The organism is Microbacterium sp. CH1 (assembly GCF_001595495.1).
In the GTDB taxonomy this organism is placed as follows: domain Bacteria; phylum Actinomycetota; class Actinomycetes; order Actinomycetales; family Microbacteriaceae; genus Microbacterium.
The window spans coordinates 932,497-956,282 of record NZ_LOSO01000011.1; the positions used below are offsets into that span (position 1 = coordinate 932,497).

Genomic DNA, 23,786 nt, shown 5'->3' on the forward strand with positions numbered 1-23,786 from the left:
CTGAGGTGGAAGGCCATCACGCCGCGCACCTGACCGGACTCGTCGCGATAGCGGACGCCGCGCACCCGATCCCGGTCGGTGTCGGTGCTCGCGAGCCCGCTGATGCCCGCCCAGCGGGCCGCCCACCCCGGGACCTGACCGGACCGCGCGGTACGGGCGCGCTCGTGCGCCTCCGCCAGCGCCTCGGCGAGCTCCTCGCGCTCGAGGTACTCCACGCGGCCGGCCGGGACGGGGCCCGCCCAGCCGGCGCGGCGCACGTCCACGGTGAACCGCGCCACGGGGACGGCGGAGCCGAAGCCGTACCGGCCGTAGATCGTCGCCTCGGACACCGTGAGGCCCGCGACGGGGAGGCCGGCATCGACGGCGGCGCGCAGCTCGCCCTCCAGCAGGGCGCGCGCGATGCCACGGCGGCGGTGCGTGCCGGCCACGGTGACCCCGCTGATCGCCCACATCCCGATCTCGCCGCCGGGTATCGTCAGCGGCGTCACCCAGGAGTCGATGGTCGCCACCGGGAAGCGGTCGGCCGGGGCGTCGGGCTCGTAGACGCCGATGTTGCGCCGGCTCCTCAGCGTGCCCACGCCCTGCTCACGAGCCGCCTCCGAGGGGTCGGCGCCGAGGAACCCGCGGGCCATCGCCCTCTGGAAGGCGGCGACGCGCGTCGAATCCGTCGTATCGAGGACCCGGTACTCGAGGCCCTCCCCCGCGAGGCGTTCGACGGACGTCTGGTCAGCGGGGATCCCGCGCGCATCGATGAGGGCCATGCACACAGCCTACGGGCGGTCTCCGACGCTCCGTGCGCCCGGGCACGCTCAGTGCTGCGAGGCCTGGACCTCGCGGAGCCGGGCGAACACCTGGTCGCGCAGCTCCTCCGGAGCGGTCTCCTTGCAGGCGCGGGCGATGACCTCGGTGAGGGTCGTCGCCACCAGAGCCTCGTCCCGGCACGCCGGGCAGTTCTCCAGGTGCTCGCGGATCTCGGCGTGCTCGGTCTTGCACACCTCGTTGCGGAGGTACTCCTCCAGATCCTGACGGGCCTTGTCGCAGCCGCAGTCGCTCATTTCTTGCTCCTCGGGTCAGCCGCGGCGATTCCCCGCTCCGCGGCGTAGTCGGCCAGCAGCTCCCGCAGCATCCGCCTGCCACGGTGCAGACGGCTCATCACGGTGCCGATGGGGGTCTTCATGATGTCGGCGATCTCCTGGTACGCGAAGCCCTCGACGTCGGCGAGGTACACCGCGAGCCGGAAGTCCTCCGGAACCGCCTGCAGCGCGTCCTTCACGACCGACGCCGGCATGCGGTCGATGGCTTCCGCCTCCGCCGACCGGCTGTGCGACGCCGTCGTCGACTCCGCGCCGCCGAGCTGCCAGTCCTCGAGCTCGTCGATGGTGCCCTGGAACGGCTCGCGCTGCCGTTTGCGGTAGATGTTGATGTACGTGTTGGTGAGGATGCGGTAGAGCCACGCCTTGAGGTTCGTGCCCTGCGCGAAGGTCGACCACGAGCCGTAGGCCTTGACGAAGGTCTCCTGCACGAGATCGGCGGCGTCAGCGGGATTGCGCGTCATGCGCATCGCGGCGGCGTAGAGCTGATCCATGAAGGGGAGCGCCTGCTCCTCGAACTCGCGCCGAGGGTCGCCGACGGTGGCTGCGGTTGCGGTGTCGTCCATCACCGGCCAGTCTAGGCGGCTGAGGTCGATCACCTCGCGTTCCAGCGTCGCAGGCATCCTCTTCCCTTCGCACGGGGGCCGCCTCTCACGAGGACGGCGTTGCGTTTACTAAGGTGAGAACCGATGAGCGCCAAAAGGTATTCCCCCACCCGTGTGCAGGGCGCCTACCCCGCGCCCACGATCGACGGCCCGGTGCACGCCGAGCTCACGATCCCCGGCTCCAAGTCCCTCACGAACCGCGAACTCCTCATCGCGGCGATCGCGGACGGCCCCGGCCGCCTGATCGCGCCGCTGCACTCCGACGACTCGCAGCGCATGGTGGAGGCCCTCCGCGCGCTCGGCGTCGGCATCGAGGAGGTCGACGCCGGTCATGAGTTCGGTCCCGACCTCGTGATCACGCCGGGCAAGCTCCGCGGCGGCACGACGATCGACTGCGGCCAGGCCGGGACCGTCATGCGCTTCATCGCGCCGCTGGCCGGCCTCGCGGAACAGGACGTCCACCTCACCGCGCACGAGACGGCTCTGCACCGGCCCATGGGCGGGCTCATCAGCGCCCTGCGCGACCTCGGCGTCGACATCGACGACGAGGGCACGTGGGCCCTCCCGTTCACCATCCGCGGCCACGGCCACATCCGCGGCGGTCGCGTGGAGATCGACGCCTCGGCGTCCAGCCAGTTCGTGTCCGGGCTGCTGCTCGCCGCTCCGCGCTTCGACGTGGGCCTGCACCTCGTGCACACGGGCGAGCGCCTGCCGAGCCTGCCGCACATCGACATGACCATCGAGGCCCTGAGCCGCCGCGGCATCCGCATCGAGCGCCCCGCCGTGGGCGAATGGCTGGTGGAGGCCGGAGTCCCCCGCGCCAAGGAGATCCCGATCGAGCCGGATCTCTCCAACGCTGCCCCGTTCCTCGCGGCGGCCCTCGTCGCCGGAGGCTCCGTCGCGATCACCGGCTGGCCGGCGCACTCGACCCAGCCCGGCGCGCTGCTCCCCGAGATCCTGCAGGCGGCGGGTGCGCACGTCAGCCGTCACGGCGGGGTGCTCACCGTGCGGGCCGGTTCCGGAATCCGCGGCCTCGATCTCGATCTCTCCGCCGCCAGCGAGCTGACGCCGACCCTCGTCGGTCTCGCCGCCTTCGCCGACGGCCCCACGACCATCCGCGGCATCGGACACATCCGTCTCCACGAGACCGACCGGATCGCGGCGCTCGTCGGGAACCTGCGCGCGCTCGGCGGAACCGCCGAGGAGCTCCCCGACGGCATCCGCATCGTTCCCGGTCCGCTCCGGGGCGGCACCTGGGCCGCGCACCACGACCACCGGATGGCGACGACCGGCGCGCTGATCGGCCTCCGCGTCCCCGACGTGGTCATCGACGACATCGGCACCACCGCCAAGACCCTCCCGGAGTTCACGATGCTCTGGGAGCGGATGCTGCGAGGCTGACGGGTGAGCTGGCTGAACGACGCCGACGACCTCGAGGACGACTTCGAGGACTACGACGAGAGCAGCATCCGCACGCGTCCGAACCCGAAGGCCAACCGGCCGCGCACCAAACGCCGTCCTGCGCACGAGGATGCGCAGATCGGCCGCGTCCTCGGCGTGGATCGGGGCCGGTACTCCGTCCTCCTCGACGAGGACACCCCGCAGGAGCGCTCGATCACGGCTGCCCGCGCACGAGAGCTGCGGCGCACGCCGATCGTCACGGGCGACCGGGCCCGCGTCGTCGGCGACACCTCGGGCGACGAGGGCACGCTCGGCCGGATCGTGGGCATCGTCGAGCGCACCTCGCTCCTCCGCCGCAGCGCCGACGACACCGACGAGGTCGAGCGGGTGATCGTCGCGAACGCCGACCAGATGCTCGTCGTCGTCGCGGCGGCCGACCCCGAGCCCCGCGCCCGGCTCGTCGACCGCTACCTCGTCGCCGCACTGGACGCCGGCATCCGTCCCCTCCTCGTCGTGACGAAGACCGATCTCGCCGACCCCGCGCCGTTCCTCGCGCACTTCGAGGGCCTCGATCTCCGGGTCTTCACGAGCGCACAGGACGAGATGCCCATCGACGAGATCGGCGCTGCCCTCATCGGCCACTCGACGGTGTTCGTCGGACACTCCGGTGTCGGCAAGTCGACGTTGGTGAACGCCCTGGTGCCGACCGCGGGCCGCGCCACCGGACACGTGAACCAGGTCACCGGCCGCGGGCGACACACCTCCTCCTCCACCGTGTCCCTGCGCTACGAGAGCGCCGACGGCTCCGGCTGGGTCATCGACACCCCCGGCGTCCGCTCCTTCGGCCTGGGGCACGTCGACCCCGCGAACATCCTCGCCGCCTTCACCGAGCTCGCCGTCATCGCCGAGGACTGCCCGCGCGGCTGCACCCACCTCCCCGACGCGCCGGACTGCGCCCTCATCGAGGCGGCGGAGCGCGGCGAGCTGAGCGAGACGGGGCGCGCCCGGCTGGACTCCCTGCAGCGCCTCCTGCAGACCTTCGCCGACAAGGCGGAGCAGCCCCCCGGGCGATAGGCTGGACGGGTGACCGAACGCCTGGAAACCGGAACCGCCGCCCCCGACTTCTCCCTGCTCGACCAGGACGGGAAAACCGTCCGCCTGGCCGACCTCCGCGGCACGAAGACGGTGCTGTACTTCTACCCGGCCGCCATGACGCCGGGGTGCACGACGGAGGCCTGCGACTTCCGCGACAGCATCTCGTCGCTGCAGGGCGCCGGGTATCAGGTCGTCGGCGTCTCGCGGGACGAGCCGGCGAAGCTCGCCGCCTTCCGCGACCGCGACGGCCTCACGTTCCCGCTGCTCAGCGACCCCGACCACGCGGTGCACGAGGCGTACGGCGCCTGGGGCGAGAAGATGAACTACGGCAAGCTCGTCGAAGGCGTGATCCGCTCGACGTTCGTCCTCGACGAGGACGGCGTCATCACGAGCGCGCAGTACAACGTGAAGGCCACGGGCCACGTCGCGCGGCTGCGCAAGCAGCTCGGCATCGACGCCTGACGGGTCGAGTCCCGCTCACTCCGCTTCGCGTCGGGTCCCCTCGCGGCGCGCGCTCGCGATGAGGAGCGCGAGGCCCGCGACGGCCGGGATACCGAGTCCGAGCACGAAGGCCCACGGGATGGGCGGCAGCGTGAGGGCACCGAGCGCCAGGGCGATCGCGAGGACCTGGAACACCACGCCGCCGGATCGCGCCCAGGAGCGTCCGGCGCGGGTGCCGAACGCGAAGGCCACGAGCGCGGCGGCGCCGATCAGCGTCAGGACGATGAGGGCGATGGCAGTCGGCAGCGACGCGGCGTCCCCGGCCCCAAGTCCGGCCATCTCGAGCGCGGCGAACACGAGCAGGGCGACGGCTTCGACCGCCAGGACGGCGGCGGCGGCGCGGGCGATTCCCGGTGCGCGCACGGGTGTCCTCCCGGGGATCGAATGACGAGAAAACCCTTGATTTCAGGGTATTCATGTAACAGAATAGAGGAAGTCATGTGCTCCCACAGCGGCGTGGGGCGAACGTTCACGTTCGCATCACAATCAGCGGGCATCCGCCCGTATCTCAACAGGGTAGCGGAACCCGAACCGTCACCCGAATCGAGAGGTCGCATCGCGACATCTCATGAAATCCACACCGAGGAGCCCCCATGGACTGGCGTGACAAGGCCGCCTGCCTGACCGTCGACCCCGAACTGTTCTTCCCCGTCGGGAACACCGGCCCGGCCGTCGACCAGATCGAGAAGGCCAAGACGGTCTGCGCGACCTGCACGGTCACCGAGATCTGCCTGCAGTACGCTCTGGAGACCAGTCAGGACTCCGGCGTCTGGGGCGGCCTCTCCGAGGACGAGCGCCGCGCTCTCAAGCGTCGCGCGGCCCGCGCCCGCCGCGCCTCCTGAGATTCACGGAAGCGGCCTGAGACCCGGTCTCAGGCCGCTTCTGCGTGCATGGGGGTCAGCGCTCCAGCCAGCGCAGCGGGATGTCGATGACCACCTCGGTGCCCTCGCCCTCGCTCCCCTGCCAGTCGATGGTGCCGCCGAGCTCACCCTGGATGAGGGTGCGGATGATCTGCGTCCCCAGCCCCTGCCCCACACGACCCTCGGGAAGCCCGTGACCGGTGTCGCGCACCGTCACCCGGAGGTTGTCCTCCGTGCGCTTGGCATCGATCGTGACGACGCCCTCCTGTCCGGCGAGACCGTGCTCGACGGCGTTCGTCACGACCTCCGTCAGCGCCAGCGCCAGCGGGGTGGCGTACTCGCTGGGGAGCACGCCGAAACGCCCCGTGGACTGCGTGCGCGCTCGGGTGTTCGGCGCCGAGGCGACCTCGGCGACGAGCTTGAGGACCCGGTGGAAGACCTCGTCGAAGTCGACCTTCTGCGTGAGGCCCTGTGCGAGCGTGTCGTGCACGACGGCGATGGCGTCCACGCGGCGCATGGCCTGGGTGAGGGCGTCGCGTGCCTCGTCGGAGTGCGTCCGCCGCGCCTGGATCCGCAGCAGCGAGGCGACCGTCTGCAGGTTGTTCTTGACCCGGTGGTGGATCTCGCGGATCGTCGCGTCCTTGGTGATGAGCTCCTGCTCCTGGTGGCGCAGCTCCGAGACGTCGCGGCACAGCACGATCGCTCCGATGCGCGTGCCGTGGTCCTTCAGCGGGATCGCCCGCAGCGAGACCGTCACCCCCCGCGCCTCGATGTCGGTGCGCCACGGCGCGCGCCCCGTCACCACGACGGGCAGGGACTCGTCGACCTGACGGGAGGGCGGCACGAGCCGGGTCGTCACCTCGGCCAGGGACTCCCCCTCCAGCTCGTCGTCGAACCCCATCCGGTTGAACGCGGAGAGGGCGTTCGGGCTCGCGAACGTCGTGATGCCGTCGACATCGATGCGGATCAGGCCGTCCGACGCACGGGGCGCGCCCCGTCGGGGCGACGTCGGGGCAGCCAGGTCGGGGAAGCTCCCGTCGGCGATCATGCGGAACAGGTCGTTGGCGCACTCGTCGAAGGTGATCTGCTGACGGGAGGGAGTGCGCACCTCGCCGAGGTTCGTATGCCGCGTCACCACCCCGATCACACGGGGAGTCTTGTCCTCTCCGCGACGCTCGATCACGATCGGCACCGCGCGCACGCGCGTTGGCGTCTCCTCGAACCAGTCCGGCGAGGAGGAGTCAACGATCTCTGCGGACTCGAAGGCGCCCTGCACCTGCGTCCGCCACTGCGGCCGGACGCGCTCGCCGACGATGTCGCGGTAGAACAGCGTCGCCGCGCCACTGGGCCGCGCGTGCGCGACGGCGATGAACGAGCCGTCCTCGGTCTGGATCCACAGGACGATGTCGGCGGAGGCGAGGTCGGCGAGGAGCTGTCCGTCACCGGCGAGCCGATGCAGCCACTCCACGTCGTCGTCGGTCAGAAGGCCCTGGGCCTGGGCGAGATCACTGAGGGTTGACACCTCCCCAGCCTAGAGTCCCGCACCTCAGAGGATGGCGAGCGACGTCGCGCGCCACCGGTGGTCGAGCCCTTCCAGCCGGAGGGCCACCGCGCGCGTGCGCCCCGGCCCCGCTACCACGACGACCGCCTCGACGATGCCGTCACGCGGATGGGTCACCCGCACGGTGCGGATGACGAAGGTCGGCCGGGCCGGCGGCACCCCGCGTGCGCTGCGGGCGCGAGCGGCGAGATTCGCACGGGTGACGAGGCTGCGGTACGCCTCCTCGCTGAACCACCGCGCCAGCTGATCCACCTCGCGGACCCCGGCGAGCGCCTCGAGCGCGCCGCGCGTGAGAGTCCGGACCAGGAGCGCGGGGTCGGGAAGCTGATCGGCGGGGGTGGGCTGTGGTCCGAAGAACTCGGCCAGCATCATCGGGTTCTCCCCTCGAAGGCGTCGGCGAGACGTCAGTAGACCACGCCGCGGACCGTGCGCGGGGACGACGGCGAACCTCTGTGGACAACCCGTACGCGACAGTGCCGATGTGGATAACTCGGGTGCGGCGGCGCGCGGCCGTACGCTCGGTCGGGTGCACTGGGAATCCCTCTTCGACGGCCTAGAAGGGCAGCTCGCCGCGGAGTGGGAGGCGGAACGCGCCGCTCGCGACGCCGAATCCGAGCGCCTCCGCATCGCCCGGCTCGATCTCCGCTCGCGTCTGCGGCACCTGTGTGCGGCCCAGGCCGAGGCGATCCTCCACCTCGCCGACGGCGCCCGGGTGCCCGTGGGGCTGCGGTCCCTGGGGGTGGACTGGGTGGCCGCCCTCCCCCGGGTGCCGCAGGGCGCGCGGCTGCAGAGCGCCGTCCTGCTGGTCCCGGTGGCGGCGGTGCGCGGACTCACAGTCGATCACGGGGCGATGCTGGCGAGCCTCGCCGCCCAGAGCCCCGGCGCGCCGACGCTGCGCGAGCGGATGACGTTGGGCTTCGTGCTCCGCGACCTCGCCCGGCGTCGCCTCCCCGTGCAGCTCCGGCTGCTGGTCGGGGACGACCTGCACGGCACCATCGACCGTGCCGCCGTCGATCACCTGGATCTCGCCGAGCACGACAGCGGCGCTGCCCGCCGCGCAGATGCCGTGCACGGCTTCCGGATGGTGCCGTATGCCGCGCTCGCGGCGGTGCGCGTCCTCGGCACCGCGTCGATCTGAACGCTCACACGAAGGGCGCGACAGAACGACCCCAGAGCTCCGGGAAGCTGGCCGCCTGCGACTGTCGCCACAGCGCCATGCGCCGCGCCTCCTCCGTCTGTGCGGCGAGATACTCCTCGATGCTCGGCTCCTCGATGCGCCACCGGGCGGGCGCCCCGAGCGGGGCGCCGCGCAGATGCCCAGCGTGCACGAGGGCGATCACCTCGTCGACGTCGATGCTCAGCAGCTCGGCGACCTGGGCGGGCGCGAGGAAACGGGGGGTCTGCGGGTGCGGGGGTGTCATGCCCTCATTCTGGGCGGCCACCTCGCGCGATGTCGGAGAGCGGCGTGACCTTGTGGATAACTCGGTCGCCGCGGACGGCGTTTCTGTGACGATGTCGCCATGGCCCCGCTCTTCCGCTCCCCCCGTCGCCGCCTCCGGGGCGACCTCCGCTTCGCGGTCGGCATCGTCCTCGTGCTCGCCTCGGTCGCCGGCGTCTGGTCCATCGTCACCGCTGCGGACCAGTCGAGTCCCGTGCTCCAGGCCCGGCGCACGATCGTCCGCGGCGAGGTCCTCCGTGCCTCCGACTTCCAGACCGTCGACGTGGCGCTCGGGGCGGTCTCCGACGACTACCTCCGGCCGGAGCAGCTCGCCGCGGGGCGGATAGCGGCCCGCACGCTGACGAAGGGCGAGCTCCTGCCGCGGTCGGCGACGGCCGGAGCGGAGAGCAGCCGCACGACCACGGTCGTCGTCGAGAGCAGCGTCGGTCTCCCGGAGGATGTGGCGACCGGCACGGAGGTCGAGGTCTGGCAGGCGCCGCTGCGCGACGACGGCCGCTCCTACGACGAGCCGCGCATCCTCGTCGGGGACGTCGCCGTCCGCACCGTCCTCGAACCGGACGGGCTCCTCGCCGACGGGGCGGCGGAGGTCGAGATCGTGATCGACCGCAGCGATGTCGCCGCGGTGCTGGGCGCGGTCACCGGCGGGGCGGCGCTCTCCGTGGTCCCTGTCGGGTCCGGATCGTGAGCGTCGTCCTCCTGGCCGTCGGCGCGCCCCGCGTACATGCGCTCGTCGCGGAGCTGGAGTGGGAAGGCATCACGGGGATAGCCTTGCCGTCCGCCGCGCCCGCCGCCCTCATCGCGCGCCTGCAGCCGGACGTGGAGGCGGTGGTGGTACCCGCGACCAGGGAGACGCTGACGGCCGAGCTGCGCGCGGCCTGCGACCGCGCGGGCGTCCGCATCCTCACGCTCGGCGACCCGGAGAGCCGAGCGGTGGCCCGGCTCGGGCTCGCCCCGCCGCTGGGCACCGATGCGGCGGGCTGGGAGATCGCCGCGGCGCTGTCCGCAGATGTGCTCGACGCTCGGCGGCTCCCGGACTCCCCGGCGCGCATCACGACGGTCTGGGGCCCGCACGGGGCGCCCGGACGGTCGACGGTCGCGATCCAGCTCGCCGTCGAGCTCGCCCGTCGCGGTCGGCGGACGGCCCTGGCCGATGCGGACACCGTGGCTCCCTCGCTCGCCCTGCTCCTGGGCATGGACGACGACGCCCCGGGGTTCGCTGGAGCCTGCCGCCGCGCGGAGACCGGGGCGCTGGATCCCGCGGAGCTCACCCGACTCTCGGTCCGGCTGCTCGCCGGCGGCACCGAGGTCGACGTGCTCGCCGGGCTCAACCGTCCGAGCCGCTGGCCGGAGCTGTCGGATGCGCGGGTACGGGCGACCCTCGAGGCCTGCCGCACCTGGCGGGACGAGACGATCGTCGACGTCTCCGCGGCGATCGACGCCGACGACGAGGCCACCTACGATGTCGTCGGCCCGCGTCGGCACGCCGCGACCACCGCGGCGCTGAGCGCGGCGGACCGCGTCGTGGCGGTGGCTTCCGCCGACCCCGTGGGGATCGGCCGCTTCCTGCGCGACCATGCCGAGGTCCGCCGCCTCGTGGAGCGGACGCCGATGACGGTGGTCGTCAATCAGGTGCGACCGGGGCCCCTCGGCCTCGACGCCCGGAGTCAGATCCGTCGCACGCTGGAGCAGTTCGCGGGCCTCAGCGAGGTCGTCTTCCTGCCCTACGACCGTCGTGCCGTCGATGCGGCGTTGCTCCACGCGCGGCCGATCTCCGACGTCGCCCCGCGCTCGACGATGGTCGCCGCCGTGCGCCGGCTGGCGGCCGACCTCGATGCGTCCGTGCCCGCGGAGACTACTGCCGGTAGCTCGACAGGAAGTTCCCGAGGCGCTCGACGGCTTCGCTCAGCACTCGCGGCTCTGGCAGGGTCACGAGGCGCAGGTGATCCGGCGTCGGCCAGTTGAAGCCGGTCCCCTGAACGAGCAGGATGTGCTCGGATACCAGCAGATCGTAGACGAGCTTGGCGTCGTCGCGGATCTCGTGCACGTTCGGGTCCAGTCGGGGGAAGGCGTAGAGCGCACCCTGGGGCTTCACGCAGGACACGCCGGGGATGGCCTCCAGCCCCTCCCAGGCGATGTCGCGCTGCTCGTGGAGCCGGCCGGTCGGGGCGATCAGGGCGTCGATCGACTGGACACCGGAGAGGGCCGCCTGCACCGCGTGCTGCGCCGGGACGTTCGGGCAGAGCCGGGTCGAGGCCAGCAGCGTGATGCCCTCGATGAAGCCCTTGGCGTGGTCCTGCGGTCCCGTGACGACCATCCAGCCGGACCGGTAGCCGGCCACGCGGTACGTCTTGGAGAGCCCGTTGAACGTGAGGCAGAGCAGGTCGGGAGCCAGGGTCGCCGTCGGGATGTGCACCGCGTCGTCGAACAGGATGCGGTCGTAGATCTCGTCGGAGAGGATGAGCAGCTGGTGCTCGCGCGCGATCTGCACGAGGCCCTCCAGCACCTGCCGGGAGTAGACCACGCCGGTGGGGTTGTTCGGGTTGATGATCACGAGCGCCTTGGTCCGCGGCGTGATCTTGGACCGGATGTCCTCGAGGTCGGGCTGCCAGCCCTGCTCCTCGTCGCAGAGGTAGTGCACGGGCGTGCCGCCCGCGAGGCTCGTCATGGCCGTCCAGAGCGGGTAGTCGGGAGCAGGGATGAGGACCTCGTCCCCCTCGTCCAGCAGCGCCTGCATGGTCATGGTGATCAGCTCGGAGACGCCGTTGCCGAGGTACACGTCGTCGGGATCGAAACGGGGGAAGCCGTCGATCTCCTCGTACCGGCTCACGACGGCACGCCGGGCGGAGATGATGCCCTTACTGTCGCTGTAGCCGTGGGCCGTGGGGAGCGCGGCGAGCATGTCATGCACGATCTGGTGTGGGGCGTCGAAGCCGAAGATCGCGGGGTTGCCGGTGTTGAGCTTGAGGATCCGGTGACCCTCTGCTTCCAATCGTGCCGCCTCGACGAGGGCGTTTCCGCGGATCTCGTACAGGACGTTCTTGAGCTTCGACGACTGGTCGAAGGTGCGCGATGGTGTCATCGATCAAGCCTACAGGGACGACAAGAGGGCCAATCCGCACGGACTGGCCCTCCTCGTCACCCGAAGGCTACTTCTTCTTCTTGCTCTGCGCGCGCCGCTGCTCGCGGTTGCCCGCCGCCGGGGCGGCCTGTTCCGTGCGCTGCCCGAAGGCGCCGCGCGGAGCCTCCTCCGGCTCGGCCTGCTGGGGAGCCTGCGCCCGGGCCGCGGCCTGGCGCATGCGGTCGGTCGCGGCCTGCTGGACCTGCCCGCGGTCGTTGCGGACCTCGACCTCGCCGGCGTCGTTCGCCGCCGAGTACTCCAGGCGCTGCTCTCCCCCGTCGGTCGCGAGTCCCTTGGCTTCGACCTCCGTGGTCTCGGCGTCGCCGGCGCGGCGGACCTCGACCTCGAGGTTGTAGAGGTAGCCGACCGACTCCTCCTTGATCTGGCCCATCATCGACTGGAACATCGCGTAGCCCTCGCGCTGGTACTCGATGAGCGGATCGCGCTGCGCCATCGCCCGGAGGCCGATGCCGTCCTTGAGATAGTCCATCTCGTACAGGTGGTCGCGCCAGCGGCGGTCGAGCACCTGGAGGACGACGCGACGCTCGAGCTCGCGGGTCGCGGCCTCGCCCAGCGATTCCTCGCGCTTCTCGTAAGCGATCTTCGCGTCCGACAGCAGCTCGCGCGTCAGGCCCTCGGCGGTGATGCCGCCCTTGCGTCCTGCCGCCTCCGACACGACCTCGTCGATCGTGACGCTCACCGGGTACAGGGTCTTCAGCTCGGTCCAGAGGGCGTCGAAGTCCCAGCTTTCGTTGTGGCCCTCGCCGGTGTGGTCCTTCACGACGCCGCTGATCGCGTCCTCGATGAAGTGCTGCACCCGATCGGCGATGTCGTCGCCCTGGAGGATGTGGCGGCGGTCGGCGTAGATCGCCTCGCGCTGACGGTTGAGGACGTCGTCGTACTTGAGGACGTTCTTGCGCATCTCGGCGTTGCGGGCCTCGACCTGCGACTGGGCGCTGCGGATCGCCCGGGACACGAGACCCGACTCGATCGGCACGTCGTCGGGGAAGTTCGTGCGGGCGAGGATCGCCTCAGCGGCGCCGGACTGGAACAGCCGCATGAGGTCGTCGGTGAGGCTCAGGTAGAAGCGGCTCTCGCCGGGGTCGCCCTGACGACCGGACCGACCGCGCAGCTGGTTGTCGATGCGGCGCGACTCGTGGCGCTCGGTGCCGAGCACATAGAGCCCACCGGCTTCGATGACCTTCTCGGCCTCCTCCTCGACCACCTTCTTCATGGTCTCGTAGGTCTCGTCCCACGCGACCTCGTACTCCTCCGGCGTCTCCACCGGGTCGAGTCCCTTCGCCTTCAGCTCCTGCACCGCGAGGAACTCGGCGTTTCCGCCGAGCATGATGTCGGTGCCTCGGCCGGCCATGTTCGTCGCGACCGTCACGGCCCCGAGGCGGCCGGCGCGGGCGACGATCTCCGCCTCACGGGCGTGATTCTTCGCGTTCAGGACCTCGTGCTTGACGCCCTTCTTGGCGAGCAGGCGCGACAGGTACTCGCTCTTCTCGACGCTGGTGGTTCCGACGAGCACCGGCTGCCCGCTGGCGTGGCGCTCCGCGATGTCCTCCACGACCTGCGCGAACTTCGCCGCCTCGTTCTTGTACACCAGGTCCGGCTGGTCCTTGCGGATCATCGGCTTGTTGGTGGGGATCGGGATGACGCCGAGCTTGTACGTCGACATGAACTCGGCGGCCTCGGTCTCGGCCGTACCGGTCATGCCGGCGAGCTTGTCGTAGAGGCGGAAGTAGTTCTGCAGCGTGACGGTGGCGAGGGTCTGGTTCTCGGCCTTGACCGGCACCCCCTCCTTCGCCTCGATCGCCTGGTGGATGCCCTCGTTGTAGCGGCGTCCGACGAGGATGCGTCCGGTGTGCTCGTCGACGATCATGACCTCGTCGTTCATGACGACGTAGTCGGTGTCCTTCTTGAACAGCGCGAGTGCCTTGATCGAGTTGTTCAGGAACGAGATGAGCGGCGTGTTGGCGGACTCGTAGAGGTTGTCGATGCCGAGGTAGTCCTCGACCTTCTCGATGCCCGGCTCCAGGACGCCGACGGTGCGCTTCTTCTCATCGACCTCGTAGTCCTCGCCGGCCACGAGGGTGCGCGCGATCTTGGCGAACTCCGCGAACCAGCGGTTCGCCTCCCCGGACGACGGCCCGGAGATGATGAGCGGCGTGCGCGCCTCGTCGATGAGGATGGAGTCCACCTCGTCGACGATCGCGAAGAAGTGCTTGCGCTGGACGAGATCCTCCTTGCGCCAGGCCATGTTGTCGCGGAGGTAGTCGAAGCCGAACTCGTTGTTGGTGCCGTAGGTGATGTCGGCCGCGTACTGCTCGCGGCGCACGGCGGGCGTCTGACCGGAGACGATGATGCCCGTCGTCATGCCGAGGGCGCGGTAGACGCGGCCCATGAGCTCCGCCTGGTAGCTCGCGAGGAAGTCGTTCACCGTGATGACGTGCACGCCCTCGCCCGCGATCGCGTTCAGGTAGGCGGGGAAGGTGGCGACGAGCGTCTTGCCCTCACCGGTCTTCATCTCGGCGATGTTGCCGAGGTGGAGGGCGGCACCACCCATGATCTGCACGTCGTAGGCGCGCATGCCGAGCGTCCGCTTGGCGGCCTCGCGCACCGCGGCGAAGGCCTCGGGCATGAGCTGGTCGAGCGTCTCGCCCTTCTCGTAGCGGGCGCGCAGTTCGGCGGTCTCGTTGCGCAGCTCGTCGTCCGTGAGCTGGGAGATGTCCTCCTCGAGGGCGTTCACCGCCTTCACCACCTGGTTCAGACGGCGGATGATCCGCCCCTCACCTGCACGCAGCAGCTTCTCAAGAGGATTCGCCACGGATGTCATCTCCCTGTCATTGGGTCATTCGCCGGCCGCCGTGAGGCGAGCGCCAGGCATACTTTGCCATGTTACCGGCCTGTGACCTCCACGTCGCCTGCATGGGTCCGCCGCGCCGCGTCCGGGAAATTGCCGGGTATGCATATACTCGGCACTGCTTTCCATCCGCCATCCTCGGGAGACCGGTCATGTCCGTACGCCAGAGCCTGCTCGCCATCCTCGACCAGGGCCCCTGCTACGGCTACCAGCTCCGCCACGAGTTCGACCGCCGGACCGGATCGACCTGGCCCCTCAACGTCGGCCAGATCTACAACACCCTGGAGCGGCTCGAGCGGGACGGACTGGTCCAGCGCGGGGAGGCCGACGACCGCGGTCACGTGTACTGGCGCATCACGCCCGCGGGCTCCGCCGAGGCGGCACGCTGGCTCACCACCCCCGTGCTCCGCGCTCCCGCGACGCGCGAGGAGCTCGCCGTGAAGCTCGCCGTCGCGGCCACGCTGCCCGGAGTCGATGCCGCCGCCATCCTCCGCAGCCAGCGGGACGCCTCGCGGCAGCGCCTCGAGGACCTGCGGCGCACGCCCTCCCCCGGCCTCGCCGCCGGCAGCCCCGAGGATCTCGCGTGGTCGCTCGTCCTCGACTCGCTCGTCTGCGCCGCGGAGGCCGAGCTCCGGTGGCTCGACCAGGCGGAGGCCCGACTCGCGCACCACCCCCATCCCGAGATGGCCCTGGAGCTGACCACCGAACGCCCCAAGCGAGGACGCCCCGCGAAGGCGGCGCCCTCCCCCGTCGCCGGCGGCGATCCCGTCGCCCTCCCCGCCTGACGCACCGGCCGACGATGCCCGCCGTTCGCCTGGAGCGGATGCTCAGCCCGCGCACGCGCCCGGGAAACTAGGATCGGCACATGGCTGGATTTTGGGGCAGACGCAAACGCGAACAGGAAGAACTCGCCGCACAGGACGCGGACCTCGCCCGGCGTGCGGAACAGGCACTCGTCGCCGCCGACGAGCGCATCCGCACCACCTCCGACGAGCTCGTCTTCGCGGAGGCCGAGCTCGGCGAGTCCCTGACCGCCGACCTCAAGGCCGCGCTGCTGTCGGTGCGCACGCACCTGCGCGAGGCCTTCCAGCTCCACCAGCTCAACCACGACGAGATCCCGGACACCGACGAGGAGCTGCGCACGCGGAACGCGCGCATCCTGCAGCTCTGCGACTGGGCCCAGGACCTCCTCGACGAGAAGACCACCGTGCTCGCGGAGTCCGTCGCGAAGGTGCGGCGCGCGCCCGAGATCATCGCCCAGGTCCGCGCGGACGCCGAGGCGCTGAGCGCCCGCATCCCGCAGACGGACGAGACGGTGTCCCGGCTGTCCGCGCGCTACTCCGACTCCGCCATGCATCAGATCACCGCCAGTGCCGCCGAGGCGGAGCAGCTGATCCGTTTCGCGACCCACAGCGCCGATATCTCGGAGCGCCGCCGCGCCGCGAAGCAGAACGAGGAGGCGAACCTCGCGCTGGAGACGGCCACCGAGGCGACGCGTCGCGCCGCTGCGCTGCTCGACGCGGTGGAGGACTTCGAGATCGAGGCCCTGCGCGCCGAGTCGACCCTGGCCGAGGTCATCGCCGACTCCCGCAACGACCTCATCGCCGCCCGGACCGCTCCGTCCACGCCCGCCGTGGCGGAGGCCGTCGCCCGGCTGCAGGCGGCCCTGGCCGCCCTCACCCCCTCGGGCCAGCCCAACGACCCGTTCGCCGAGCTCTCGCGTCTGCGCGAAGCCAACGCCGGTCTCGACGACGCGATCGCCACCGCCCGGCATCGCGCCGAGAATCCGCTCCCCAGCGTCGCACAGGTCCAGCATGCGATCGACGACGCCGACCGCCAGCTGGGCGTCGCCCGCGGGCTCATCGCCGGGCATCGCGGATGGATCGGCGCCGATGCGCGCACCCGTCTCGCCGAGGCGGAACGACTCCGCGTCGATCTCCCGGCCCTGCTTCCCGCCGAGGAGACCCGGGAGGCGGCGCTCGCCCAGGCCCGCCGAGTCGCGCACCTCGCCGCGGAGGCCCTCCAGCTCGCGCAGCGCGACATCGACTCGTCCCGCCCGCAGGATCAGGACTGGGGCGGCGGCTGGGGCGGCGGTCCGCGCCGCGGCGGCGGGATGGGCGGCGGCGACCTCGCCTCCGGCATCCTCGGCGGGCTCGTCATCGGCAGCATCCTCGACGGCATCTTCGACTGACGCCGTCCGGTCTTCGCACGAGAACGGCCCGACCCCCGCGGGGGTCGGGCCGTTCTCGGTCATATCAGGAGGCGAGCGCCTCGGCGGGCGGAGCCTGCGTGCTCAGAGCGATGACACCGTAGTCCCAGCCCTTGCGGCGGTAGACCACGCTCGGGTGGTCGGTGCGCGCATCGACGAAGAGGAAGAAGTCGTGCCCGACGAGCTCCATCCGGTCGACGGCCTCCTCCACCGTCATCCACTCCGCCTCGAAGCTCTTCGTGCGGATGACGACGGGCGAGTAGTCCTCCTCCTCCTCGCTCTGCACCGGGATGCTGCCGGTCGCGACGGCGTGCAGCACCTCGGCGGAGGCCGGCTGCACGTCGATGCCCTCGAGTGAACCGCTGCCCTTCTCGAAGTGCGGCCCGCGCGGATGCTGTCGTCCGTCGACGCGCTTCTCCTTCGCGCGGCGCAGCTGCTCCGTCATCTTGTCGATCGCGAGGTCGAGAGCCACGAACTTGTCGCCGTCGACGGCCTCGGCACGGACCACGGGGCCCTTGCCGACCAGCGTCAGCTCGACCGTCTCGTCCGGGATGCGCCCGTTGCGGTACACACGGTGCGTGACCTTCACGTCCAGGCGTTGCGCCTTGGCGGCGAGTGTCTGGATCTTGGCGATCTTCTCTTCGACGACGGTGCGGAAGCGATCGGTGATGCCCACTCCGACGCCCACGATGCTCGTTTCCATTGCTGCCTCCTTGTCCCGGTCCACCCGGCCAAGGGCGGACCGTGGTCGCCTTGTGACACCCCACCGTAGCCCGACGCGCGGCGGATGTCACGGCCCTCGACCCTGTGTCTCCGGTGAGTCTTCGATGAACCTCATCCGGATTCCGGCGACTTCGGCGTGGCGGCGAGCGCGACGGCCCCGACGACCACGAATCCGGCGGCGACGAGCGCCCGGACCGCCTCGTCGAGCGTGGCTCCCGTCGTGACCACGTCGTCCACGACCACCGCCGGGGCCCCGTGTCCCCGGCGCCGCGAGATCATCGCCCCGCGGACGTTCGCGGCGCGGTCCGGTGCGGCCAGCTCGCGCTGGTCGCGCACCCGGCGCGTGAGGGTCAGGACGCGCTGCGGATCGGCTCCGGCGCGCCGGACGAGGAGCTCCGGAACGCGGGCGCCCCGGCGACGGAACGCGGCGCGCGAGGTCGGCACCGGGATCACCCAGGCCCCGGCGACGAGGGCGGGCGTCAGCACAGCGGCGAGCGCGGCGCCGAGCGGCCGGGCCAGGAGCGTCTCCCCCTCCCCCTTCAGCCGCCGGATGCACGAAGCGGCGGGACCCTCCAGGGGAAGCGCTGCGCGGACGAGCAAGCCACCGGGGGTCCGCACGACACGCGGAGACGGCTCGAGCGCCGTCCGGCAGGCGTCGCAGAGGACCGTGCCGGGAGACGCGCACCCGGGGCAGCGCGCCGCGAGCAGCAGCGCACCGATCTCGGCGATGACCCGGTCGAAGCGGCTTGTTCCCCCCATGAGGGAATCCTGCCGCGTTGCTCGTCAGTGGCGGCCGCGGTGGCGCCGAGGCGAGATCACCTCGGCGCGAACCGCATCGGTGCAGGAGGGGTCACTCGCCGGCGCGTGTGGCCAGGACGGATACGCCCTCGGAGATCTCACGCCAGGCAGAGCCGGCGTGAGCGAACAACCGCCCTGAGGCGTCAAGGATGCGCACGCCGGCCGGGGTCCGCGCGCCGGCGACGGCGCTGGCATCGCTCGGCGCGGTCTCCGCGGATCCCGGCCCACCGACGGGCTGCACGATCAGGCGCGGTGTGGCCGAGTCGGTGAGCACGGCCAGGCGGTCCGGTCCCAGCCAGACGAGCCCCGTCGAGGGTTCGCTCAGCTGAACGAGCTGACGCACCTCACCGAGCTCCGTCGGCACTCCGGAGCCGTCCCGCACGACGGACGCGACGACCACCCAGCGCTGGCCACCCACGAGGATGACCGCCGCGACCCGCGCGCCATCCGCCGCGACCCGCAGATCCGAGATGGAGGAGGCGCTCGGCCACGCCGTGGCGATCGTGTGAGCGACCACGTCGGCGCCGATGGCCTGCACCGCCTGCGGCTCCCCTGCCGGGACAGACCACACGTAGCCGTAGGGATCGATCGACGGCTGCACGAGGCCGGGGCGCGCGTCCAGCTCGTCGAGCGTCTCCTCGCCCACGAGGTACACATGGCCGTCCCCGAGCTGAAGGGCCGCGGTGGCGTCGTCCGTGGCGACGTCGATCGCCGCGATCGGCTGCGGCACGGCCTGGATCTGCGCGCTGATCGCCGGGATCGAGGCGATCTCATCACCGACGATCCGGCCGAACGCCCCGCCCTTCAGCACGAGCGTCCCGGGTTCGGCGGTGGTGCCCGACAGCTCGACGACACCCGCGTCGAGCGCCCTGCCGTCCACGCTGAAACGCACCTCGGTGACGTTCACCCCTGCCGTCTTCAGCGTCGCCTGCAGCTGCGTCCGCATCCGGGCGAGCGTCGTCTTGTCCAGGCCCGCCGCAGGACGGGTCAGCGCCACCTCGGCGACCTGCGCGGTGATCAGCACCGCGTCCTGGGCCAGCTGGACATCGGCGGGGAAGGCGGTCTGCACCGCCGCGTCGAGCCAGTCCGCCGGTGTGCCGCTGACGAGTGCCTGGGTCACGGTCGTCGCCGGGCTCTGCCGTCGAGGGAACCACCGCATGTCGGGCACCAGACGGGACCATCCCGCATCGAACCACTGCAGCGAATAGCCCTCGAAGACGTTCGGGAACCGCGCCTCATCGATGACGACGCCATCCGGCGCCTGCGTGATGCGCCACTCGCCGTCCTCGTCGCGCGCCAGAGCGAACGGCACGCTCGAGTCGCCGGGAGCGCCGTTGTACTCCCCCGAGTCGTCGACGCTCGCGACCAGCTCGAGCAGCACCTCCACCTCGGCCTCCTCGGCGTCCTCGACCTGATCGTCGGCCAGGTTCGATGTCAGGGTCCGCGCCTCGGCTCCCGCATCGATGGAGACGCCCGCCGACGGGCGCCAGCTCCGCTGCAGCGACGGGGCCAGGAACTCGCGCGCCGTGGCCCAGTTGTCCGACGTCGTGATCCCCGCTTCGAGGAAGCCCTCCACGATCTCCTCCGGTCCCGCCCCTGCGACGGGGCCGGAGGCGACGGGGAGGACGTCGACGTCGTCCGGCGACTCGCCGAGCTCGAGACCGACCGCGACGTCTCCGCTCGTCGGCAGCCCCGCGCAGGCCGGAAGCAGCAGGGCCACGACCGCCACGGCGGCGGCGCGGAGGAGGCGACGTGACGCGCGCGTGTTCATGACTGCTCCTTCCCGTCGAGGAGATCAGAGTACGTCTCGGCGATGGAGATCGGCTGCGTGGCATCGGCGAGCTCGGCGAGGGGCTCCTGCGGCTCCACCGGGATCGGACTGGGTCCGTCGAGCACCCCGTCGTGGCGGGGGACGGTGAGCACGAAGTGCGATCCGACACCGAGCTCCGACCAGACCGCCAGGGTCCCGCCGTGGAGGGTGGCGTCGCCGAGGGCGATCGACAGACCGAGCCCCGTGCCGCCGATGGTGCGCTGTCGCGACGGGTCCGCGCGCCAGAACCTGTCGAACACCCGCTCCGCGTCTCCGGGGTCCATGCCGAGCCCGAAGTCGCGGACACCCGCCGCCACCGCGTGCTGGTTGCTGTCCACCGTGACGACCACCGGGCGCCCCTCGCCGTGCTCGATCGCGTTGCCGATGAGGTTGCGCAGCACCCGCCGCACGCGTCGCGGGTCCATGTCCACCGGCGAGTAGCCGCCTGGCGCCACGAGACGGATCTCCGTGCCGTGGCCTTCCGCGAGCGGCCGCATCTGCTCGATGACGTCTTCCGCGAGCTGCGCGAGACTCGTCGCCTCCAGCTCGAGCTGCACGGACCCCGCGTCATAGCGACTGATCTCCAGCAGGTCGGCCAGCAGCGTGTCGAACCGCTGCACCTGCGCGTGCAGGAGCTCGGCGGTGCGTGCGGTCGTGGGATCGAACTCCTCGCGCTGGTCGTTCAGCATGTCGGCGGCGAGGCGGATCGTCGTCAGCGGGGTCCTGAGCTCGTGCGAGACGTCGGACACGAAGCGCTGCTGGACCATGGACAGCTCGCCGAGCTCCTTGATCTGCGCCTCGATGCTGTCGGCCATCGCGTTGAAGGAGCGGCCGAGGGTCGCGAGCTCGTCCTCGCCATGCACCTCCAGCCGCACGCCGAGATCGCCCGCCGCGAGCCGCGCGCTCGTCTCCGCCGCCTGCACGATCGGGGTGGACACGGTCCGCAACACGATCCAGGAGATGGCCGCGACGATGGCCACCAGACCGATGCCGGCGATCCACAGGGTCCTCTGCACGAAGACGAGGGTCTGGTCGGCGTCGGCGAGGTCGTAGGCGAAGTAGATCTCGAAGGATCCGGCCTGCGGCACCTGGAGCTGCTGCCCCACGACGATGCCCGGCACGACGCCGCCATCCTCCGTAGGCAGGGCGACGGATTGCCAGGCCTGCCGGTCGTCGAACTCGCGGACCCGGGCCTGCAGCTCGGGGCTCAGCAGATCCGGCGTGAGCCCGGCGGTGAAGCCGTTGAGCCGGACCGTCCCTGAACCGTCCTGGATCTTGAAGCCGGCGAGCAGGTCGGCGCTCGACGTGCGCGAGAGGGTGTCCGGGATGCCGTTCCACAGATCGGTCAGTGCCGCGGGGTCGTCGCCCACCTCCGCCACGTCCAGCAGGGACTGCGCCTGGTCCACCGCCCGGCGGGCATCCTCCAGCGCGACGTTCTTCCGCGACACGAAGAGGTCGTTCTGGATGACGAGCGCCATCGTGACACAGGTGATGAAGATCGCCAGCGATGTGGCGACCAGGGTGATCGCGAGGGTGCGAAAGCGGAGCGACCGTCGCCACAGCGCCGCCAGCACGTCCGGCCAGCCGCGCCAGTCGCGGAGGACGGCGACGGCCGTGGTCGCTGTCGTCGCGGCCATGGGGTCTCTAGGTGACGCTGCCGGCGCGGTAGCCCACGCCGCGGACCGTCATGACGATCTTGGGGTTGTCCGGGTCGAGCTCGACCTTCGCTCGCAGGCGCTGCACGTGCACGTTCACGAGCCGGGTGTCGGCCTTGTAGTGGTAGCCCCAGACCTGTTCGAGGAGCATCTCGCGGGAGAACACCTGCTGCGGCTTGGAGGCGAGGGCCACGAGGAGCTGGAACTCCAGCGGCGTGAGGGCGATCGGGGTCGTCCCGCGGCGCACCTCGTGCGCGTCTACGTCGACGGTGAGGTCGCCGATCCGCAGCTGCTCGCTGGAGGCCTGCGGTGTCGGCCGCAGCCGGGTGCGGATGCGGGCCACGAGCTCCTTGGGATTGAACGGCTTGACCATGTAGTCGTCGGCACCGACCTCGAGACCGCGCACCACGTCGGCCGTGTCGCTGCGTGCCGTCAGCATGATGATCGGCACCCCCGACTCGGCGCGGATCCGCGTGCAGATCTCGATGCCGTCCATACCGGGGAGCATCAGGTCGAGGAGCACCAGGTCGGGACGCTGCGCGCGCCACTCGTCGACGGCGCGCGCGCCGTCCGCGCAGAACACCGGCTCGAATCCCTCCGTGCGCAGCACGATGCCGATCATCTCGGCGAGCGCGGTGTCGTCGTCGACCACAAGGATGCGTGAGGTCATAACTGTTACCTTATGGCACCGAGTCCCGCCCTCCGCAGGTCTGCGCCTCAGCGCGAGGATATGACACGATGGGAGCGCACGACGGAGGGAGGCCCGTGAGCGGCCAGACGTGGACCCCAGCTCCCCGGAAGGGCATCATCCCCCTTCACCCGCTGACCTTCGGCATGCTGCTGGGCAAGGCCTTCGCGGCGCTGCGGCACAACCCCAAGGTCCTGTTCGGGTTCGCTGTCGTCATCCAGCTCATCGTGGTCATCGCCACGGCCGGGGTGATGGGCGTCGTCCTGTTCACGACGTTCTCCCGGTTGGAGACGGTCTCCCCCTCCTCCCCCGACTTCGAGGCCGTGTTCGCCGGCACGATCGCCATCAACCTCCTCGCCGGACTCCTCGTCGGGCTCGCGTCCATCGCGTTCACCGCGATCATGCAGGGCGTCGTGGCCGCCGAGGTCGGCTACGCCACGGTCGGCGTCAAGGCCACGCTGCGCATGCTGTGGCGCCGGATGGCCCCGGCGTTCTGGCGGCTCGCGGGATTCGCCTCCCTCTCGGTGCTCGCCCTCTTCGGCGGCCTCGCCATCGTCGCGGGCGTCATCGGCGCGCTCATCGCCGGCGGCCTCGGCGGCACCCCGGAGATGATCGGCATCGTCGTGCTCGTCGTGGTCCTCCTGGGCCTGGCCGCGATCCCGCTCACGGTGTGGCTGTCGACCAAGCTGCTGCTCGTCCCGTCGATCCTCGTGCTGGAGCGCGCCCGCTTCCGCGAGGCGTTCGTGCGGTCCTGGCGCCTGACCCGCGGCCGCTTCTGGGTCGCATTCGGCGTGACCTTCCTCATCAGCCTGATCATGGGCCTGGCGATGCAGGTGGTCAGCTTCCCGACCGCCATGCTCTCCTCGTTCCTCGGCACCGTCATCGCGCCCACCGGCGCCAGTGAGCCGAGCGCGGTGGTCGGGTACGTCTTCGCTCTCCTCGCCCCGCAGGTTCTCCTGCTGATCCTGCAGGCGATCGCCATCGTCGTGCAGAGCACCGGCGGCGTGCTCGTCTACCTCGACTGCCGGATGCGGTACGAGGGTCTCGACCAGGCCCTCCTCTCCCATGTCGAGCGCCGCGACCTCGGCATCCCCGAGGAACAGCTCGGCGATCCCTTCGCGGTCGATCCCTCGCGGGCCGTCACCAGCGCTCCCCCGCCGCGTCAGGTGCCGGAGCACGTCATGATGACGCAGGCGTACGGCGCCCCCGGATACGGCGCTCCCGGGTACGGGGCCCCCGGATACGGAGCCCCCGGATACGGGGCTCCCGGATACGGGGCTCCCGGGTATCCGGCGCCGGGTGCGCAGACGGCGCCTCCCGCGCCTCCCTCCTTCGCCCCGCCG

General features: G+C 71.3%; 24 protein-coding genes. 10 read left to right on the top strand and 14 right to left on the bottom strand.

What is annotated here, in order from left to right:
• The 3 genes from AUV07_RS07885 to AUV07_RS07895 all read right to left on the bottom strand — a co-directional run.
• On the bottom strand, nt 1-761 hold a 761-nt coding region (locus AUV07_RS07885), incomplete at its 3' end, for a GNAT family N-acetyltransferase (RefSeq protein ID WP_157523964.1).
• 48 nt (nt 762-809) lie between these two features.
• On the bottom strand, nt 810-1,055 hold the full coding sequence (locus AUV07_RS07890; RefSeq protein ID WP_062635108.1) for a zf-HC2 domain-containing protein: 246 nt from the start codon (nt 1,053-1,055) through the stop codon (nt 810-812).
• Entirely contained in the window at nt 1,052-1,714 is a 663-nt protein-coding gene (locus AUV07_RS07895; RefSeq protein ID WP_025103063.1) for a sigma-70 family RNA polymerase sigma factor, read from the bottom strand. Before AUV07_RS07895 ends, AUV07_RS07890 begins: the two co-directional genes overlap by 4 nt.
• A gap of 66 nt (nt 1,715-1,780) precedes the next feature.
• Here AUV07_RS07895 and aroA point away from each other — a divergent pair, with 66 nt between their 5' ends.
• Genes aroA through bcp form a run of 3 tightly spaced genes read left to right on the top strand, consistent with a single transcriptional unit; the run spans nt 1,781 to nt 4,654 of the window.
• Entirely contained in the window at nt 1,781-3,097 is a 1,317-nt protein-coding gene (gene aroA, locus AUV07_RS07900) for a 3-phosphoshikimate 1-carboxyvinyltransferase (protein ID WP_062635110.1), read from the top strand.
• Nucleotides 3,098-3,100: 3 nt separating this feature from the next.
• Nucleotides 3,101-4,171 (top strand): ribosome small subunit-dependent GTPase A, encoded by a 1,071-nt coding sequence (gene rsgA / locus AUV07_RS07905; RefSeq protein WP_062635112.1) that lies wholly within the window; start codon nt 3,101-3,103, stop codon nt 4,169-4,171.
• A 9-nt stretch (nt 4,172-4,180) separates the two neighbouring features.
• Nucleotides 4,181-4,654 carry a thioredoxin-dependent thiol peroxidase gene (bcp, locus tag AUV07_RS07910; protein WP_062635114.1) on the top strand — a complete coding sequence of 158 codons (474 nt, stop codon included), beginning with the start codon at nt 4,181-4,183 and terminating at the stop codon, nt 4,652-4,654.
• Nucleotides 4,655-4,669: 15 nt separating this feature from the next.
• Here bcp and AUV07_RS07915 read toward each other — a convergent pair whose 3' ends face one another.
• Nucleotides 4,670-5,056, bottom strand: a complete 387-nt coding sequence (locus tag AUV07_RS07915; protein ID WP_062635116.1) for a hypothetical protein — start codon at nt 5,054-5,056, stop codon at nt 4,670-4,672.
• Between the two features lie 230 nt (nt 5,057-5,286).
• On the opposite strand from AUV07_RS07915, the gene AUV07_RS07920 reads away from it, so the two are divergent.
• On the top strand, nt 5,287-5,535 hold the full coding sequence (locus AUV07_RS07920; protein WP_017203224.1) for a WhiB family transcriptional regulator: 249 nt from the start codon (nt 5,287-5,289) through the stop codon (nt 5,533-5,535).
• A gap of 55 nt (nt 5,536-5,590) precedes the next feature.
• Here AUV07_RS07920 and AUV07_RS07925 read toward each other — a convergent pair whose 3' ends face one another.
• Entirely contained in the window at nt 5,591-7,075 is a 1,485-nt protein-coding gene (locus AUV07_RS07925; protein ID WP_062635118.1) for a sensor histidine kinase, read from the bottom strand.
• A 24-nt stretch (nt 7,076-7,099) separates the two neighbouring features.
• Nucleotides 7,100-7,486, bottom strand: a complete 387-nt coding sequence (locus tag AUV07_RS07930; RefSeq protein ID WP_062635120.1) for an Rv3235 family protein — start codon at nt 7,484-7,486, stop codon at nt 7,100-7,102.
• A gap of 109 nt (nt 7,487-7,595) precedes the next feature.
• Here AUV07_RS07930 and AUV07_RS07935 point away from each other — a divergent pair, with 109 nt between their 5' ends.
• A complete protein-coding gene (locus AUV07_RS07935) occupies nt 7,596-8,252 on the top strand; it encodes a hypothetical protein (RefSeq protein ID WP_231868215.1) in 657 nt (218 codons plus the stop codon).
• A gap of 4 nt (nt 8,253-8,256) precedes the next feature.
• Here AUV07_RS07935 and AUV07_RS07940 read toward each other — a convergent pair whose 3' ends face one another.
• Nucleotides 8,257-8,535, bottom strand: a complete 279-nt coding sequence (locus tag AUV07_RS07940; protein WP_062635122.1) for a helix-turn-helix domain-containing protein — start codon at nt 8,533-8,535, stop codon at nt 8,257-8,259.
• Nucleotides 8,536-8,634: 99 nt separating this feature from the next.
• Between AUV07_RS07940 and AUV07_RS07945 the strand changes: the two genes are divergently transcribed.
• Together AUV07_RS07945 and AUV07_RS07950 are read left to right on the top strand one after the other, a co-directional pair.
• The gene (locus tag AUV07_RS07945) at nt 8,635-9,258 is read left to right on the top strand and encodes an SAF domain-containing protein (protein WP_062635124.1); all 624 of its coding nucleotides are present in this window, start codon (nt 8,635-8,637) and stop codon (nt 9,256-9,258) included.
• Nucleotides 9,255-10,535 (top strand): AAA family ATPase, encoded by a 1,281-nt coding sequence (locus tag AUV07_RS07950; RefSeq protein WP_062635126.1) that lies wholly within the window; start codon nt 9,255-9,257, stop codon nt 10,533-10,535. Before AUV07_RS07945 ends, AUV07_RS07950 begins: the two co-directional genes overlap by 4 nt.
• Here AUV07_RS07950 and AUV07_RS07955 read toward each other — a convergent pair.
• Both AUV07_RS07955 and secA read right to left on the bottom strand, forming a co-directional pair.
• Nucleotides 10,426-11,652 (bottom strand): pyridoxal phosphate-dependent aminotransferase, encoded by a 1,227-nt coding sequence (locus AUV07_RS07955; RefSeq protein WP_062635128.1) that lies wholly within the window; start codon nt 11,650-11,652, stop codon nt 10,426-10,428. The genes AUV07_RS07950 and AUV07_RS07955 overlap by 110 nt on opposite strands.
• Before the next feature lie 67 nt (nt 11,653-11,719).
• Nucleotides 11,720-14,524 (bottom strand): preprotein translocase subunit SecA, encoded by a 2,805-nt coding sequence (gene secA, locus AUV07_RS07960; protein WP_062635258.1) that lies wholly within the window; start codon nt 14,522-14,524, stop codon nt 11,720-11,722.
• 188 nt (nt 14,525-14,712) lie between these two features.
• On the opposite strand from secA, the gene AUV07_RS07965 reads away from it, so the two are divergent.
• Both AUV07_RS07965 and AUV07_RS07970 read left to right on the top strand, forming a co-directional pair.
• The gene (locus tag AUV07_RS07965) at nt 14,713-15,345 is read left to right on the top strand and encodes a PadR family transcriptional regulator (protein ID WP_062635130.1); all 633 of its coding nucleotides are present in this window, start codon (nt 14,713-14,715) and stop codon (nt 15,343-15,345) included.
• Between the two features lie 80 nt (nt 15,346-15,425).
• Nucleotides 15,426-16,751, top strand: coding sequence for a hypothetical protein (locus AUV07_RS07970; protein WP_062635132.1), 1,326 nt, complete (start codon nt 15,426-15,428; stop codon nt 16,749-16,751).
• A gap of 64 nt (nt 16,752-16,815) precedes the next feature.
• On the opposite strand, the gene hpf is transcribed toward AUV07_RS07970, so the two are convergent.
• From hpf to mtrA, 5 genes are all read right to left on the bottom strand, one after another.
• Nucleotides 16,816-17,472 carry a ribosome hibernation-promoting factor, HPF/YfiA family gene (hpf, locus tag AUV07_RS07975; protein ID WP_025103048.1) on the bottom strand — a complete coding sequence of 219 codons (657 nt, stop codon included), beginning with the start codon at nt 17,470-17,472 and terminating at the stop codon, nt 16,816-16,818.
• A gap of 131 nt (nt 17,473-17,603) precedes the next feature.
• Nucleotides 17,604-18,251, bottom strand: coding sequence for a ComF family protein (locus AUV07_RS07980; RefSeq protein WP_062635134.1), 648 nt, complete (start codon nt 18,249-18,251; stop codon nt 17,604-17,606).
• A 91-nt stretch (nt 18,252-18,342) separates the two neighbouring features.
• Entirely contained in the window at nt 18,343-20,061 is a 1,719-nt protein-coding gene (locus AUV07_RS07985) for an LpqB family beta-propeller domain-containing protein (protein WP_062635136.1), read from the bottom strand.
• Nucleotides 20,058-21,737: an MtrAB system histidine kinase MtrB gene (gene mtrB / locus AUV07_RS07990; RefSeq protein WP_062635138.1), complete on the bottom strand. Its 1,680-nt coding sequence runs from the start codon at nt 21,735-21,737 to the stop codon at nt 20,058-20,060. Before mtrB ends, AUV07_RS07985 begins: the two co-directional genes overlap by 4 nt.
• A 7-nt stretch (nt 21,738-21,744) precedes the next feature.
• Nucleotides 21,745-22,425, bottom strand: coding sequence for an MtrAB system response regulator MtrA (gene mtrA, locus AUV07_RS07995; RefSeq protein ID WP_025103044.1), 681 nt, complete (start codon nt 22,423-22,425; stop codon nt 21,745-21,747).
• Nucleotides 22,426-22,520: 95 nt separating this feature from the next.
• Here mtrA and AUV07_RS17550 point away from each other — a divergent pair.
• On the top strand, nt 22,521-23,786 hold a 1,266-nt coding region (locus AUV07_RS17550; RefSeq protein WP_062635139.1), incomplete at its 3' end, for a glycerophosphoryl diester phosphodiesterase membrane domain-containing protein.